This window comes from Rhodococcus sp. ZPP (assembly GCF_017656075.1).
In the GTDB taxonomy this organism is placed as follows: domain Bacteria; phylum Actinomycetota; class Actinomycetes; order Mycobacteriales; family Mycobacteriaceae; genus Rhodococcus_F; species Rhodococcus_F oxybenzonivorans.
On record NZ_CP058638.1, the window covers coordinates 1,261,517 to 1,277,292 of the forward strand.

A 15,776-nucleotide genomic window follows, 5' to 3' on the forward strand; every position below is an offset into this window, starting at 1 on the left:
GCCGCGTACCGCGCGACGGTTCACAAGAGGTGAGCGTTCTGAACATGAGCTCAGCACACGATGCACGTACCGTGCGCGTAGGCGGCGTTGCGTGGGTACTGATTTCGCTGTACTTCGTCGCGGAGGTGATCACCGCAGCAGCGTGGCCGAGACGGTACGAGGCGACTGCCGACTCGATTAGCAAGCTCGGTGCGACGGGATGCGACGGATCCGCATCCCAGCTGGCGGTCGCCCGAATCTGCTCACCCCTTCACGCGCTGATGAACGGTGCTTTCGTCATGACCGGTGTGCTGATCGTCGTGGGTGCTGCCGGATTGCGGGGATTCCTCCCCGCCGGGCGGCTGCGGGTGACCGCCCTGGCTCTGCTCGGGCTGGCCGCACTGAGCGCGGCACTGACCGGACTGGTGCCCATCAACGTGGACGCCGACCTGCATCAGATCGTCGCCACCCCGACATTCGTGGCACGCAACGCAGCCCTCGCCTTCCTCGCTGTGGCGCTGTTCGAGCGGTGGCGCGGATTCGCCGTCTGGACAGGATCGTGCTGCCTCGCGGGAATGCTCGGCACCATCGCCATCGTCGTCCCCGGCACGTCGTTCGGCTCCGCCGAACGGCTTGCGTTGTACCCCTTCATCCTCTGGGCGGTCAGCGCCGGAGTCGCAGCACTGGTGGTGAGCCGGGGCGTCGACTCGTGGCGTGTCGAACCTTGACCGCCCGTTTTCGACCGAGAAGGGTTGGACCTACCGTGCAACGGCTCCGCCCGTGCGCCTTTCTGGTAGCTCTGGCAACCAGAAGGGCGCACGGGCGCGGAGCACCTGAGGAAGTGAGAACAGCATGTCTCTGTTCGTCGTGGAATACACCTACAACCCGGAGACGTCGTCGCGGCGTGACGATCACCGGGGCGATCATCGCGGCTGGATCGCGGAAATGATCCGGCGGAAGGTGGTGCGTTCGACCGGTCCCCTCGCCGACGGCACGGGCGCCTTCATCATCGCCGATGGGCCCGACGAAGAAACGATCACTCGACTGTTCCAACAGGATCCATTCGTTCAGGCGAAACTCGTGGAGAACATGCGAGTGAGCGAATGGCATCCGGTGATGGGCGAATTCAGCGAGTGACCCGATCGGCGTGATCGGCGGTATCGGGCCGGGCGCGGTAGCGTCGGCCACCGACCATCGTCGACCGCCGGAAGGGACCGCATGACCGAGCCGCTATCGGCGCCGCAGCTGAAACGCCGACTGGGAGTGTTCGACTCGGTGATGATCGGCCTCGGGTCGATGATCGGGGCCGGCATCTTCGCGGCGCTCGCTCCGGCTGCTGCCGCGGCGGGCGGCGCGTTGCTCTTCGGGTTGGCGGTCGCAGCGGTGATCGCCTACTGCAACGCCAACTCCTCGGCCCGCCTGGCGGCGCTCTACCCCCACTCCGGCGGGACGTACGTGTACGGCCGCGAACGGCTCGGCCCCTTTTTCGGATACCTGGCAGGCTGGGGTTTCCTCGTCGGGAAGACTGCTTCCTGTGCGGCCATGGCCCTGACCGTCGGCGCCTACGCCTGGCCGGGTTACGAGCACGTCATCGCGGTCGTCGCCGTCGCGGTGATTACCGCGGTCAACTATCTGGGTGTTCAGAAATCGGCGTGGGCCACCCGCGGAATCGTGTTCTTCGTCCTCGCCGTCCTGGCCTTGGTCGTGTTGCTGTGCCTCGCCGCTACCGACACGGGTTTCGACGGTCCGGTTCTGACCCGGGGTCATGGCGTGACCGGCGTTCTGCAAGCGGCCGGCTTGTTGTTCTTCGCCTTCGCCGGGTACGCCCGTATTGCCACTCTGGGTGAGGAGGTCCGGGACCCGCGCCGAACCATCTCCCGGGCCATCCCCCTTGCGCTCGCCGTCACCCTGCTCGTGTACCTCCTCGTCGCGGTCGCAGTGTTGACCGTCCTCGGTCCGGACCGGCTGGCCGCAGCGACCGACCCGCTGGCCGAGGCGGTCGCAGCCGCCGGATTCGCTGGTGCCGAGCCCGTCGTGCGGGTCGCCGCTGTCGTCGCCGCACTCGGCTCCCTGCTCTCGCTGATCCTCGGCGTATCCCGCACCACATTCGCGATGGCCCGCGACGGAAACCTGCCCCGGGTCCTCGACGCCGTCCACCCTCGCTATTCGGTACCGCACCGCGCCGAGCTGGCCGTGGGAACCGTCGTGGCTGTCCTCGCCGCGACAGCGGATCTGCGGGGCGTCATCGGGTTCTCGTCGTTCGCCGTGCTGGTCTACTACCTGATCGCGAACGCCTCTGCGTGGACGTTGTCTGCGCAGCTACGGCCCCGGCTCGTCGCGTCGACGGGTGCGGCCGGATGTATGATCCTCGCCGCGTTCCTTCCCCCACCCTCGGTGGTGTGGGGCATCGCCGTCCTCGGTATCGGCGTTGCCGTGTACTGGGTGCGCGCCGTCGTGTCCCGATCGCGAGGATGACCGGAACGTTGTCCCTTTTGCACAAGGCGGCCGTCTAAGTTGTGGATCGAGTCGCAGCCCCTCCACAAGGATCGTCAGCAATACACGGTGGTCGATGCAGCACTCGGCGTCATCGAACGGGGGTCGTACCTGGTCAAGGATGCAGTGGACGCGCAGCCCTGGTTGCCTGACGGGCCCATCCCCCTCGAGGTTGAATGGTCTTACGGGATGCCTCGCAACTCGCACACGAAGTGGTGACCGAGGCGCCGATGGCGATGGCACTGAAGTGAGGACTACCTCGTGACAACTGCGGTAGTGGTCGGCAGCGGGCCCAACGGGCTCGCTGCCGCCATCCACCTGGCCAGGCAGGGCGTGTCGGTGCGGGTGCTCGAGGCGAAGGACACGATCGGCGGCGGCACCCGCTCCTCCGAACTCACCCTCCCCGGCCTCATCCACGACGACTGCTCGGCGTTCCACCCCACCGGGGTGGCTTCGCCTTTTCTGCAGTCGCTCGGTCTGGGCGACTACGGACTTCGGTGGCTGTGGCCCGAGATCGACCTGGTCCACCCCCTCGACTCGGGATCGGCCGGGGTGCTGTGGCGCGACATCGATCGCACCGCCGCGAACATGGGCGAGGACGGCAAGGCCTGGCAGCGGATGTTCGGCCGGCTGTCGACGTCGTTCGACGAGCTGACCGGCGACGTGTTCCGTCCGATCGCGCACTGGCCCGCACATCCTCTGCAGCTCGCCAAGTTCGGCGTCAACGCGCTCGCCCCGGCGGCACTGACGGCCCGCCGGTGGAAGCGACCGGAGACACGAGCCCTGTTCGGCGGGGTGGCAGCCCACGCGTTCAGTTCTCTGCACACCCCGATGAGCAGTTCCGTGGGTCTGATGCTCACCGCCGCCGGCCATGCGTACGGGTGGCCGGTCGCGGAGGGCGGTTCCCGGTCGATCACCGACGCGATGGCGTCGCTGCTCGGCAAGCTCGGCGGCACCATCGAGACCGGGGTGTCCGTGGATTCCCTCGAGTCGCTGGGCTCACCGGACCTCGTGATGCTCAACGTGGCGCCGCGTGCCGTGCTGCGAATAGCGGGTGATCGGTTGCCGGGCAGGGTCGCCCGCGCCTACCGCCGGTACAAGTACGGGCCGGCGGCCTTCAAGATCGATTTCGCCGTCGACGGCCATGTTCCGTGGACCAACGAGCACTGCCGCGCCGCGGGGACGCTGCATCTCGGCGGAACGTTCGAAGAGGTCGCTGAGGCCGAAGGACAGATCGTGCGTGGTGTCATGCCCGCGAGGCCGACGGTGCTCGTCGGGCAGCAGTACCTTGCGGACCCGTCCCGCTCTTCTGGGGGTGTCAACCCGATCTGGGCGTACGCGCACGTGCCCCATGGTTATTCGGGCGACGCCACGCAGGCGATCATCGACCAGTTCGAGCGGTTCGCACCCGGGTTCCGGGACCGCATCGTGGGGCAGCACGTGCGCTCGGCGGCACAGATGGAACAGCACAACGCCAACTACATCGGCGGCGACATCGGAGTGGGCGCCAACACCGCACTGCAGATCGCGATGCGGCCCCGCATCGGCCTCGACCCGTATTCCACCGGAATCCCCGGGGTATACCTGTGCTCCTCCGCGACCGCGCCGGGGGCCGGTGTCCACGGCATGTGCGGTTACAACGCCGCCCAGTCGGCGCTGAAGCATCTCGAGCGCTGATGGTTATGACCGCGGGCGACCAGGCGAGGCGGAAGGTGCTGGGCCGAAGGTGCTACACGTCGACGCCTGATCCTCGCGAGGCCGGAAACGCCGCGCGCCGCAGCATCGATCCAGCTACCGTCGGGGAATGCTGGTTTCGCGGATCGTGGACACGTCGCGCGCTGTGGGGGCCACCCGGTCCCGCAAAGTGAAGATCGAGGCGCTGCGCACACTACTCGCCGACCTCGAACCCGAAGAGGTAGAGCCCGTGGTGGCCTGGCTCTCCGGGGAACTGCGGCAGGGCCGTATCGGCATCGGCTGGCGGACGCTCGCCGACCTCCCCGCCACGCCCGCGGATCACTCCACCGTGTCCGTCGCCGATGTCGACGGATTGCTCACGGAGGTGGCCGGGACTTCCGGATCGGGCTCGACGGAACGACGACGCACTCTGCTCACCGACCTGTTCACCCGAACGACGCCGGACGAACGCGACTTCCTCGTTCGGCTCCTGACAGGAGATCTGCGACAGGGCGCACTCGAAGGAATCATGACCGACGCCATCGCCGCCGCGGCCGCTCTGCCCGTCGAGCCGGTTCGGCGCGCGTTCATGTTGTCGGGGCGGCTGCCGGCCACTGCTACCGCGGCGCTCAGTGGCGGCGTCGAGGCGCTCGGTGCGTTCCGGCTCGAGGTGGGGCGGCCGATCCGGCCGATGCTGGCCTCTCCCGCCGAATCCCTCGCGGACGCCTGGACGGAACTCGGCGGCGACGTCAGCGTCGAGTACAAGCTCGACGGTGCGCGAATTCAGGTGCACCGCAATGGCGATGAAATTCATATCTTCACCCGCACGCTGCGCGAGATCACCGGCAGTGTCCCCGAACTGGTCGAACTCGTCGCCGGCCTCCCGTGCGAATCCGCGGTGTTCGACGGTGAGACGCTGGCCTTGACCGACTCTGGTCGTCCCCGCCCCTTCCAGGAAACAATGAGTCGTTTCGGCGCGGAAAGTGCCCGCGAGCTACTGCTGCACCCGTACTTCTTCGACTGTCTGCATCTCGACGGGATCGACCTGCTGGACGCCCCACTCGAGCAGCGTCTCGACGCCCTCGAAACCGTGGCCCCGCAGCATCGTGTCCCAGGACTGCGCCGACCCGACGCCGACACAGCAGCAACACATTTCGACGACGCCCTGGCCGCCGGGCACGAAGGGGTCATGGTGAAGTCACTGTCGGCCCCCTACGCGGCGGGGCGTCGCGGTCGGGCGTGGCAGAAGGTGAAACCGGAGCACACCCTGGACCTGGTGGTCCTGGGCGCCGAGTGGGGTTACGGCCGGCGTACCGGCTACCTCTCCAATCTGCATCTGGGTGCCCGCGACCCCGACGGCGGTGATCCGATCATGGTCGGCAAAACGTTCAAGGGCCTCACCGACGCGTTGTTGCAGTGGCAGACGGACGAATTCCCGCGCCACGAACGCGCCCGCGACTCCCACACCGTATTCCTGCACCCGAGGATCGTCGTCGAGATCGAACTCGACGGCGTGCAGGTCAGTTCCCGCTACCCCGGCGGCGTCGCGCTCCGATTCGCCCGGGTTCTGCGGTACCGGCCCGACAAGGACCCCGCGGACGCCGACACGATCGGCGCCGTGCGCGCCCTGCTCCCGGGCTGAACGAGACCGAGGTTGGCTTCCTCGAGTGTGGTGCCGATCAGCAGGGCGACGTGCGGGTGCGCGCTCGGGACTCCGATCGGGGCGGGTAGGACGTCGTCGCCGGTGGTCGGCAGGCAAGCGCGCGGCAGCAAAAACTGTTGGCGGGCCACGGCGGCCACTGCTACCTTTCGGAGGCCGTGCGAGAGGACGAGGAGGTGGTACCCGTGAACGCAGTATCGACATGGGTGCTCCCCTCCGGGGTCACGGTCGGGCGATAGGTCGTCCGGGAGCGCCGTTCACGAGCACTCCGAAAGGCACCACCATGCACTTCACCTCCGAGCAACGCCTCGACGACGGCGTCCTCGAACGCGAATTCATTCTCGGCGAGATCCCTGGCATCTTGTGGACGCCCGAATTCGCATTTACACCGGCGCCGCTGATCCTGGTCGGCCATCCCGGCGGACTGCACATGATGTACCCGCGACTGGCAGCCCGGGCCCGGCACGCCGCGGCGGCAGGTTACGCCGCGGCCACCATCGAACTGCCCGGCAGCGGTGACCGGCCCCGTTCCTCCGCCGCCGAGCAGGCCCGCGCCGACCTGCGCCGGGCGCTGGAGGCCGGTGAGCCGGTCAACGACGAGATCGTCGACCGGCTCGTCCTCCCGCTGGTCGACAAGGCGGTCCCGGAATGGCGGGCCGCCCTGGACGGTCTCCTCGCGCTGCCCGACATCCGCGGCGCGGTCGGGTTATCGGGAGGGGTGATCGCCATCGGCATCCGGCTGGCGGTGGTGGAACCACGCATCTCGGCCGCCCTCCTGTTCGCCGGGAGCTTTGTGCCCCGCAGCATGTTCGACGAGGCGCGGCAGGTCACCATTCCGCTGCAGGTCCTGCTGCAGTGGGACGACGAAGGAAATGATCGGCAGCAGGCCCTGGACCTGTTCGACGCCTTCGGCTCCAAGGAGAAGACACTGCACGCCAATATGGGCGGGCACACTGGAGTCCCGCAGTTCGAGGGGGACGACGGCAACCGGTTCTTCGCCCGGCACCTCACCTGAGGTCGGGGCCCGGGCTTCACAGCGCCGACTTCTTGTTCGTCAGGCACTGATACTCGGTTGCAAGCACATCAGCCAAGGGAGCCGCCTCGTAATGAATCTCGTCGATGCAGGCAATCCGCGTGATCTCCATCGCAGTTCCGCACAAAAATGCGCCGTCGAACGATTCGAGCTCGGCGTAGGAAATATTGCGCTCTGTGACAGATACGCCCAACCGTGGAGACAGCTCGTCGATGATCACCTTTCTGGTAATTCCGGCGAGCGCCAATTCCGTGGTGGGTGTGAGCAAAGCATCCCCTTTGATGAAGAACACGTTCGAACCACTTGACTCACACACCGTGCCGGTGGTCGAGAGGAAGATGACGTCGTCATAACCATCGGCCTTTTGACGGTAGCTCAAATAGCTCAACGCGTACGTCGACGATGTCTTCGCCTGATAGGGGTGGCACGATGCCGGCGCACGCCTCCACGTTGCCGTCGCAAGCCGATAATTCGCTGGCGCAGAATTCGCAGGAAAGGGCAGCGCAAAAACGACGACTCGACTGGAGCATCCCTGCGCCCTGAAGCTGACATCCGAATCGTCGTAGAAAACCAGGCACTTCAGGTATGCGTCGCTCAGCTCGTTCACTCTCAGCAACTCGTAGCACGCATCGGCCAGATCTGCATTCGAATACGGCACCGTATGCCCGAACACGTCAGCAGACCGCCGCAGCCGGTCCAAGTGATCGTCGAGCTTGAAGATGTTCCCGCCGTAGCTACGGATACCCTCGAACACCGAGGACCCATAGGACAATGAATGAGTCGCGGGTGACAGAGTCATCTCGTCGTAACGGACGAACCTACCGTCCGCCCAGGACATGTCGCTGATCATCTAGTTTCCCTACCCCGATATCGCATAGTCGTGCATCGCTTGCCTCTGGCGTGTGTTGACCGGAATCAGCCAGTTGTCCAGGTCGACAATATGGTTTGCGCCCACCCGAACCTTGCTCTCGATTGCGCCGCGGCCCAGGCAGATGTCCTCGAAACCCAGCCGATCGGCGAACTGGTACAACTGGTAATAGTCGGTGATATACAGGTTGAGCCCCCGCGGAATTCGATCACGGTCCAGCCCCTGAACGAGCATCGTGAACACACCGCGCTCGTCGTCGGCATAGCTCAGCGATCCGTTCACGGGCGCATTGGTCGACTTCTCGTAGTCCAATTTCAGATAGTATTTTGTTCCTTCCGGCGAACGTGCCAACATTCGCAGAACGTCGGCAGTATATAGATTCCTGGAGTGCCCATACTTCGCCACATTCAGGGCTTGGAGAACGGCGAAATCGTGCAGGGCGCGGTCGCCGTCCGCCAGCTCTGACAGGCGGTGTATCTGGGTTTCACACGCCGCCTCGGCCCTCGTGGTGAGCTTTCTGATTGCCTTGTATTGCCGATCTCCGACGGTTGCTCGCAGAGTCGAATCCACACGTCCGGATGCCCGAAAGTACGCTGCTTGCATGAACGGAACCGCGATGACCCGGGAATCGGGTAAGCGTTGGGATCTGAGAAGAGAGGGAACCAACAACCAGTCGGCGGCGGACGCCAGATCCAGCAACTCGGCCAGTCGCCCTTCGTCGGGCTCGTCGGACACCGGCATATAGAAGTATCCCGGACCGACATAGGCGCGCTCTTGGTGTAGCGCGTAGTTCCTGATCTCCTTTCTCTGGAGGACAGCATCCCAGTGAGCGATGTCCATCAGAGGGAGGTGCGGCTGCGAAACATTATGGCTGTCACAGAATGCAATTCGCTGGGGTTGCCATTCCATCGACTTCCTCCTTGTCGGTCCAGCATCGATCGATGGCTGTTGCGGGCGGCTCGCCCGAAATCTCGAGTAGACGGCTTTCATCGTTGAAATGGAAGATTCGGTTGGCAAGTCTCGCCAGCTCGCGATTGTGGGTGATGATGAAGAAGAGGGTGTCCGGAAGTGCAGAGGTGAGGGCACGCAATACGGAGAGCTCCGCTGCGGCACTCAACTCCGACGTGGCTTCGTCGAGAATCGCGATAGCGGGTGGGTTGATCATCACGTCGAGCAGTGCCAGTCGTTGCAATTCCGTCTTGCTCAGATTCAACAGACCGCTGCTGGGGACTATCTCGTCGAACCCGGAAGGTAGTCGTTCGACGACATCCTCAGCGTCGAGGTATCGGACCACGCGAGCCAGTTCCTGAGGTGAGTGGTTGTGGAAGTGCTCGGACAATCGTCCCGGCTTGAATATCGGGCTCGATGTCAGCAGGAGGACGTCTTGGTCGTGCGAATCCGACACGTATCCTGTCGTCCGGCCCAATGTGGAAACGACACCAGTGGTCGGGCGCAACGAACCCACGACAAGCTTTGCGAAGGTCGACTTACCCACCCCACTGGCTCCCGTGATCACCACGATGTCACGGCGATAGAACGACTCCGTGTGGTTCTCGAGCAGCACTGCGCCGGTGTGCCTGGCGACGAATGCGACATCGGTGAACGACACGAGTGCGTCGTCTTTCATCGCCGGACACGTTCGGTTCGGCGCGGCGGGGAGCGGAGGTGTGAGCAGACGATCCGCGCTGTCCAGCACCTGCCTGAGTTCGACCAGGCAACTACCCAACCTTGCGAAGAGTGCAATCAGGCTGTAGGAGAGACTCAGCGCCAGGACATTGGCCAGGCCGAGGCCGCCCTGGGCGTAGACGAATACCGTTGAACCCACGATGGCCGACAGGAACAACACCCCCATCAGATCGAGCTTGTAGGTAAACCATCGCCGCGCCGCCGCATTGTTCATCGAAGCCAGGGCGCGATCCATCAGGCTGTTGTTCAGCCAACTCACGAGAACCGCGTTGTCTCTGGCCAACTCGAATCTGCTCGAACTCCGTGTCGTTGCCTCGACACGCGCGAACAAGGTCGATGTCGTACCTATCTCGCACTCGTTGAAGTACCGCAGTCGGTTGCCTGATCGCCGTGAAGTGTGCCAGTAGACCAGGCACATCACAGCACAAGGTAGCAGCGCAAAGATGTTCTTGCTCAGGACGAAACCGGTGGTTGTGATCAGAAGCGCCGCCGCACCCAACGTATGCAGCAGTATTGCAGGCAACACTTCGTCGACACGTCGTTGATCCCACGTGAGCTTGCTCTGCGAGTCTTGGTTGACCTGATCGACTGCCTCGACATCGAGCGTCGGGCTCATGATCGTCGAGAAGTACCGCACGCACTGTCGCGATGCCGCACCGATACTGCGCCGCACCGTCAGCAAGGCGCCGGAGATCGACAAGAGTGCACCGGCCGACACCACACAGACCAGAATCGTCGACGACGCACCCACATTCGCGGTCGACAGTCCACTGACAGCAACGTAGTCACCGACGATCGTCAGAACTTCTCGGCACACGAACAGGACACACGCAACGAGTGCGACCTTCGCGATGCCGAACCTGATCAAACTACGCCTGGACGGCGTCCGGACTTCGGTCACATCCGCGCGGCGGGAAGGGTGGCGAGGGAGTGAACGTTCGGGAGTGCGCCAACCCGAGCTTTCGGGTAGAAGATCCGACTGTGTCGGTAGATCACGTATGACTTCGACCACTTCGCCGTCGGCCACCACCCAGATTTCCTCCGCGGAGTCGATCTCGTCGGGTTTGTCTGTTGCATAGACAACGGTGGTGTCGCTCCACGGCCCCCGGAGGAGTGAGCTCAGCAACCCTCTCCCCAGGTCGTCGTCCAGCCCTGATGTCGGCTGATCAATGAGAACGCACGCCGGCTCGGCCAGCAATGCCCGCGCCAGTTCCAGCCGCTTTCCTTGCCCGCGGGAGACGTCCCAGGCCTCGGTTCGAGGTGGCGACTTGCTGTCGAGGTACTCGGCATAGAAGGTGCCGGGCAGCCTGGACTGCGCCAGTGCTCGCGCGGCTTCGTCGTCCGGGAAGTCGCGACGATAGAGACACAGATTCTCGTACAGTCCGCCCGGGTAGATCCATGGTTCGTCCGGGACGAAGATCGTCGTCGTATCGAGTCGGTTGTTCCGCCGCGCGACGGCTTTCAGAATCGACGTTTTACCACAACCCGCTGCTCCGACGACGGCAATGTGCTTTGCCGTTGTCGTCGGCAGCTGGACGGCGCTCGCATCGGCGTCTGACGGGCCGGCGCCGGACAGATACTTCGCAACGTTGGTGTGCCCGACCACGCCTTGGGAAATGCTCTGGGCAATTTCGGGCACATTGTTGGCGACCGATCTCAAACCCCCGATCAACGCCATAGCAGACAGCAGGCCCGCTGGATCCACATGACCTTGATAAGCCAGCTGGGTAAATGCTGCGGCGAGCATCCCTACGACCGGTGTCAGAGTAGATATGAGGTTGATCGCCGCGACAAGACGCGCCGCCTTCTCGAGTGAGCGCTCTTCGCCATCACGCTTGTCGGCGTAGCGCCGTATCAGTTCGTCGTTCCAGTTCTTCAGCCACGCAACCCCTCGGTTGTTGATCGAGAACATGCCGACGTCGATGCGTTCCGCCGAAATTGCCGATAGTTCTGTGTGGGCCTTGGTGAGTTGTGCGGCAATCGAGAATATTGCCATCGAACTGATGACAATGATCGCCAGCGCCGACAATGCACTCAGTCCCAGCGCCACGAAGAAGAACGCAGAGGTGAAAGTTAACGTGGCGAGCGATAGAATCATGAATACCAGGCCGGACCAGGCAGCTTCGACGCGCGCCGCCTCACGGTCCATTAGCGTGACAACACCGGAGGGTCGGTCGGAATTGCCACCGTCGCGCTTCTTCCGTAGCAGTCTTTGCTCGATGTAGGTCCGGGCTCCGATGCCTGCCAGTTCGGCTGACAGGAAGGTGTGGTTGAGCGCCAACCACGCCGAGTACGTCAGCAGTATGCAGGTGATCCCCAGCGTCAGGTTCACCATCGGCGGTGTGCCGGGTTCGACGAGGTGCTGGATCAGTGATCGCAGCGTGACGGCTGCACCGAATGCGCAACCAGCGTTGAACGCTATGGCGAGGAGCGCAAGCAGAACATCGCGACGGAGCGCTCTGAGTACGGATCTGTGGAGTCGCTCGTCTTGGGGCGCGTTCAGGTCGTCTCGTCGCGCAGCATCGCACCAGCGCTGCCATCGCGAAAGGTGAGAAGCGTTGGTATGCCGGTCGAACTGGGTTCCAGAACGAGGAACCTCGAACCAGACGACTCTCGCGAGCACACTCAGCATGTGGACAGCGTGGCGTCTGCGGAGTCGTCTACCGCGATGGAAGCGATTCGGTCACACAGTCGTGTGATCATGGTCCATCCCTCACCGAGCGCTTCCCGCAATTCCTGGATCTCCGTTGGGTTTGCTCGATCGAGAAGGTCGATCCCCATGCTCACATGGTGGCCGTCGTCTTCACCGTGCTCTTCGAAGTGTGGAATGCCGGGAAACGCGCGCGCCGCTTCTCGGTGCCAGATTTCGCCGCTACCTTCCAGCACCACGTGCATCAGCAATGTTCGCACCATGTCGCTCCTGCAGAGCATCTGCTGCCTGAACCAGTCCATTGTCGATACGAACGTCGCGTCGGAGACCGGCGAGTGCGACGAGTTCCGTTGCTGTCTGAGGTTGTTGTTGTGTCCCAGTTCTTCGACCAGATGATCGAGTGCGACATGCTTGTGTTGCGGATCAGTAGTCATCGCCACACGCAGATGCAGCAGATCTTGGAACACATCCGACCAGGTTTGCTGGCAGTCGAGTAGTCTTTCGCGAACGTCCGGGTCGGTCATCGAAGGGGCGTCGATCAACCGCAGCAGACTGCTGTTTCTGAAGTGCTCCAGGTACTTCTCGTTGTCCTCGAGGAGAGCGACCGCCGGACTGGACTCAGCGGCTGCGAACATGGCGTTCGGGTTGTCGGTATCCTCGTACAGGGCCTTGCCGTTGAACTGGATCGACAGCGCCCAGAACCCGTTGCGAGTTCCCTCGAAGCCGTGCCATGAGTCGCCGGGTACGAGGATCATATCTCCCGCAGCGACGTCCTGCTCTGCGCTCCCCATTGTTCGTCCGGAACCCTCGCAGACCAGGATGAGGCTCGCTTCTGGATGTTTGTGCACAGAGAGCACCTGACCGCATTCCAACCTGACCCAGCTGATCGCCAGATTGCTGGAAGCGGGAATGAACTGGGCCAGTTCGGGGTGTTGGGAGAAGATCTTGACGACACCCAGGTTGTGGACGTGGCCGTCGACCACCACCTCGTTGATCGTGTCGAGTGCGCTTCTGGCAATAATCTGCATCGATTTCTTCCCTTCTTGATGAGAGGACGCGGATTCCATGATCGCGTCAGTTTTCAGGAACAGTTGACGTCGAGATAGTCGATCGCTCGCTTGAATGGCTCACTCTCGTTGCAGGCGAGAACAATCCAACCGATCTTGTCGTCGTTTGTCCGGGGTCTGTCGAGTCGCGATGGTGCAGGCTCGATATGGAGCCTGATGATGTCGACGCCTCGGAGCGCGCTCCGAAGACACTCGGGGTCGATGGGTTCGTAGAATTGGTGCGATGCGGCGTACGCATATCGCGCCTGTTCCGGGCCGACGCCGGACGAGTCGACTTCACTCCAGCAACGAAGCGTTTCTCTGAATTGGCTGACGCCGGTCGTGAGTTCGACCAGAAGTCCGATGTAGTCACCGCCGACCCGGTTGTTGATCTCGATCAGGCGAAGCCCTCGAGCCGTGATCTTCACTTCGATGTGACACGGCCCGTGCTGGTAATTGATTCGTGTGAGCAGTCTTTCGCAGTAGGCACTGATAATGTGGAACATGTCGTCGTCCACGACATCCGGTGAGATGACGTGCTGTTCTTCTGCAAGGGAATTCCTGTGCAGCTTCTTGTTCGTCACAGCGAGCACCCGATGATTCCCGTCGATTGTCAGGGTTTCGACACTGATTTCGCGTCCGGGTAAGTACTCTTCGGCGAGCATGACGAAACCGCCCCCTCGCAGCTCGTCGAGCGCCGCGGTCAGGTCGCGTTCGTCGCGGACGATGAACACGCCTTCGCTGCCCGACCCAGCCGGATCCTTGAGGACCAACCCCTGAGGGTGATGGAGGAGGAAGGCTCGTACCTCGGCCGGCGTGCGACATATCGTGTTCGCGACGGCGAACTCGGTGCTGTCGAGAAATGTCCGCATCAATTGTTTGTCGATACACAGCTCGCATGCGCTGAGGTCGAGACCCGGGACAGAGAGGCGGTGGCTTGCAAGGGCCGCGGAAAGCAACCCGCCCTCGGTAAAGGAGAAGATGTAGTCGACCCGTTCGGACCTCATTATTCGTGTGATCTCAGCGACCACGGTGTCCGGGTCGAAATCGGCCACGGGACTGATGCGTTCGGTAAGGCCGCGCAGATTCGGACCGATCGCGCCGTGCAGTTGTAGAACGGTGAACTCGTAGCCCAACCCTGCGAAATGCGGGAACGTTTCATCGTGCCCGCCGATCAGGACGATGTGTCTCCTGCGCTGCCCGTCGTCGGTGGTCAAATTGCCCTCGCTATCCAAACCCTGGCTTCTCTGATACCCAATGGTCAGCGCGCGTTGGCCCGGCGAATAGGCACCCTAGGGGGGGCCGAAGCTACACCCCAGCAGCAGGGGTGGCCGATGCAACTCCCTAGGGTGCCTATCCGTTTCTGCCTGGCGGCGCACAAGATTGCGGAATACCGCAGAGCAGAACGGATGAAAGGCACATCCCTTGTTGATTTCCGAAACGTTGCTCGAAGCTGAGGCCGAACTCGTTCACGGCACCCCGATCGGTGTCGGCGGCACGTGCCTTCAGGCCGCTGACGCGTCGCCCGATACCCGGTCCGGTCGCAAGGTACCGGAAGCGCTTCGGCAATGGGCGGCGGGACACACCGAATTTCCGTTCACGGCCGTCGTCGACCACTATCAGGTAGTCGGACGAAGCGGTGTGCGGCCACACGTGGTGGCCATGTTGCGCGATCTCCACGGCAAATCCCGATCCGACCCGGTGCTCGCCGAATGGCTACCGATGACGTTCGACGACAACGATGCCTCCTATTCGTCGTATGTCGGACTCGATTACTTCGACCAGGTCGTCCGATCGGCCGACTGCCAGCGTGTCGACGCATTCGTAGCCGCGGCTGCCATCGACCTCGCACTGCTGGAGACGAGAGCGTTAGCGGCGGCGCCCCGACCTCCCCAATCGGTCAGGACGCGTGCGGCCGTCCGAGTCGTGTCGCAACTCTCCCGTCTCGCACCCGATTTCAAGCTCAATCCCAGTGTGGCTGCGGAGGGTGTCGCAGCGCTTGCCGAGGCAGGAACTAACTACGACTCGTTTGGTTCTGCTGCGACGCTGGCGCTGAGAAGTGTTCCCGAAGACATCGGAGCCGCAGTTCGGCTGACCTTGCTGCCGACGACTCGTCTGCACGACGAGCAGATGTTCATCCGATGCATTCAAATATTCGAGGGACTGTACCGGCAGATTGCAACGGCGATATCGACGGCGATCACGGATCTCCTCGACGGAAATGCCGCTGATGCGAAGGATCGCCTCGATCGGGCGTCAGGTCGCCTCGAGGCGATACCTGCTCTCTTCCGGGTTCTGACGACGATGCCGGTTGACGCCTTCTCCATCATTCGCGGCTTCACCCATGGGCGGAGCGCTGTGCAGTCGCGCGCATTCCGCGACGTCGAGTTCGCGTGCGCACCGCGTAGTCAGCGCAGCACCGACCACATTTCGAAAGTTCATGACGAGCAGCCGACTCTGGAGGCCGTATTTCTGGCGATGCGGCATGTACTCCCTGATGCAGTGCCTCTCGAGCAATCGATGCGCCGTCTCGACCGCGCGTGGGTTGCCATGAAGCGTGGCCACTGGGGCATCACCTTGAAGGTCATCGGCACGGTACCTGGAACCGGTGGCACGGCAGGCGCGTCGTATTTGCAGAGTGCCGCAAAGGTGTCACTCTTTCCCGGACTCCCCGAGGCGGCATGAGC

Annotated in this window: 12 protein-coding genes and 1 pseudogene; 8 read left to right on the forward strand and 5 right to left on the reverse strand. The window is 63.2% G+C overall.

The genetic code is table 11. The features are described from left to right. Positions 1 to 44 precede the first annotated feature (44 nt). The 7 genes and pseudogenes from HYG77_RS05950 to HYG77_RS05980 all read left to right on the forward strand — a co-directional run bounded on the left by HYG77_RS05950 (position 45) and on the right by HYG77_RS05980 (position 6,821). On the forward strand, positions 45 to 707 hold the full coding sequence (locus tag HYG77_RS05950; protein ID WP_109334976.1) for a DUF998 domain-containing protein: 663 nt from the start codon (positions 45 to 47) through the stop codon (positions 705 to 707). Between the two features lie 124 nt (positions 708 to 831). Further along, positions 832 to 1,116, forward strand: a complete 285-nt coding sequence (locus HYG77_RS05955; RefSeq protein ID WP_109328517.1) for a YciI family protein — start codon at positions 832 to 834, stop codon at positions 1,114 to 1,116. Between the two features lie 81 nt (positions 1,117 to 1,197). Then, the gene (locus tag HYG77_RS05960; protein ID WP_208962112.1) at positions 1,198 to 2,454 is read left to right on the forward strand and encodes an amino acid permease; all 1,257 of its coding nucleotides are present in this window, start codon (positions 1,198 to 1,200) and stop codon (positions 2,452 to 2,454) included. A 42-nt stretch (positions 2,455 to 2,496) separates the two neighbouring features. Then, positions 2,497 to 2,723: pseudogene (locus HYG77_RS05965) on the forward strand (DUF3556 domain-containing protein); the annotation flags it as partial. A 10-nt stretch (positions 2,724 to 2,733) separates the two neighbouring features. Further along, positions 2,734 to 4,149, forward strand: coding sequence for an NAD(P)/FAD-dependent oxidoreductase (locus tag HYG77_RS05970; RefSeq protein WP_208962114.1), 1,416 nt, complete (start codon positions 2,734 to 2,736; stop codon positions 4,147 to 4,149). A gap of 127 nt (positions 4,150 to 4,276) precedes the next feature. Then, positions 4,277 to 5,788 carry an ATP-dependent DNA ligase gene (locus tag HYG77_RS05975; protein WP_208962115.1) on the forward strand — a complete coding sequence of 504 codons (1,512 nt, stop codon included), beginning with the start codon at positions 4,277 to 4,279 and terminating at the stop codon, positions 5,786 to 5,788. A 301-nt stretch (positions 5,789 to 6,089) separates the two neighbouring features. Beyond that, positions 6,090 to 6,821: an alpha/beta hydrolase gene (locus HYG77_RS05980; protein WP_208962116.1), complete on the forward strand. Its 732-nt coding sequence runs from the start codon at positions 6,090 to 6,092 to the stop codon at positions 6,819 to 6,821. 16 nt (positions 6,822 to 6,837) lie between these two features. Here the strand turns inward: HYG77_RS05980 and HYG77_RS05985 are convergent, their stop codons facing one another. The 5 genes from HYG77_RS05985 to HYG77_RS06005 are packed head-to-tail and all read right to left on the reverse strand — an operon-like array spanning position 6,838 to position 14,306. Next, positions 6,838 to 7,689 (reverse strand): aminotransferase class IV, encoded by an 852-nt coding sequence (locus HYG77_RS05985; protein WP_208962117.1) that lies wholly within the window; start codon positions 7,687 to 7,689, stop codon positions 6,838 to 6,840. Positions 7,690 to 7,698: 9 nt separating this feature from the next. Continuing rightward, a complete protein-coding gene (locus HYG77_RS05990; protein ID WP_208962118.1) occupies positions 7,699 to 8,616 on the reverse strand; it encodes a hypothetical protein in 918 nt (305 codons plus the stop codon). After that, on the reverse strand, positions 8,582 to 12,025 hold the full coding sequence (locus HYG77_RS05995) for an ATP-binding cassette domain-containing protein (RefSeq protein ID WP_208962119.1): 3,444 nt from the start codon (positions 12,023 to 12,025) through the stop codon (positions 8,582 to 8,584). The genes HYG77_RS05990 and HYG77_RS05995 overlap by 35 nt, the downstream gene beginning before the upstream one ends. Further along, the gene (locus HYG77_RS06000; protein WP_208962120.1) at positions 12,019 to 13,071 is read right to left on the reverse strand and encodes a cupin domain-containing protein; all 1,053 of its coding nucleotides are present in this window, start codon (positions 13,069 to 13,071) and stop codon (positions 12,019 to 12,021) included. Before HYG77_RS06000 ends, HYG77_RS05995 begins: the two co-directional genes overlap by 7 nt. Before the next feature lie 53 nt (positions 13,072 to 13,124). Continuing rightward, positions 13,125 to 14,306 (reverse strand): ATP-grasp domain-containing protein, encoded by a 1,182-nt coding sequence (locus HYG77_RS06005; protein WP_208962121.1) that lies wholly within the window; start codon positions 14,304 to 14,306, stop codon positions 13,125 to 13,127. Positions 14,307 to 14,514: 208 nt separating this feature from the next. Between HYG77_RS06005 and HYG77_RS06010 the strand changes: the two genes are divergently transcribed. Next, positions 14,515 to 15,774, forward strand: coding sequence for a hypothetical protein (locus HYG77_RS06010; RefSeq protein ID WP_244373488.1), 1,260 nt, complete (start codon positions 14,515 to 14,517; stop codon positions 15,772 to 15,774). The last annotated feature ends 2 nt before the right edge of the window (positions 15,775 to 15,776 follow it).

What these genes read in the sequence shown, in the direction of transcription:
- HYG77_RS05950 (WP_109334976.1), top strand. Translation starts at nt 45, where the DNA reads ATGAGCTCAGCACACGATGCACGTACCGTGCGCGTAGGCGGCGTTGCG.
- HYG77_RS05955 (WP_109328517.1), top strand. Translation starts at nt 832, where the DNA reads ATGTCTCTGTTCGTCGTGGAATACACCTACAACCCGGAGACGTCGTCG.
- HYG77_RS05960 (WP_208962112.1), top strand. Translation starts at nt 1,198, where the DNA reads ATGACCGAGCCGCTATCGGCGCCGCAGCTGAAACGCCGACTGGGAGTG.
- HYG77_RS05975 (WP_208962115.1), top strand. Translation starts at nt 4,277, where the DNA reads ATGCTGGTTTCGCGGATCGTGGACACGTCGCGCGCTGTGGGGGCCACC.
- HYG77_RS05980 (WP_208962116.1), top strand. Translation starts at nt 6,090, where the DNA reads ATGCACTTCACCTCCGAGCAACGCCTCGACGACGGCGTCCTCGAACGC.
- HYG77_RS05985 (WP_208962117.1), bottom strand. Translation starts at nt 7,689, where the DNA reads ATGATCAGCGACATGTCCTGGGCGGACGGTAGGTTCGTCCGTTACGAC.
- HYG77_RS05990 (WP_208962118.1), bottom strand. Translation starts at nt 8,616, where the DNA reads ATGGAATGGCAACCCCAGCGAATTGCATTCTGTGACAGCCATAATGTT.
- HYG77_RS05995 (WP_208962119.1), bottom strand. Translation starts at nt 12,025, where the DNA reads ATGCTGAGTGTGCTCGCGAGAGTCGTCTGGTTCGAGGTTCCTCGTTCT.
- HYG77_RS06000 (WP_208962120.1), bottom strand. Translation starts at nt 13,071, where the DNA reads ATGCAGATTATTGCCAGAAGCGCACTCGACACGATCAACGAGGTGGTG.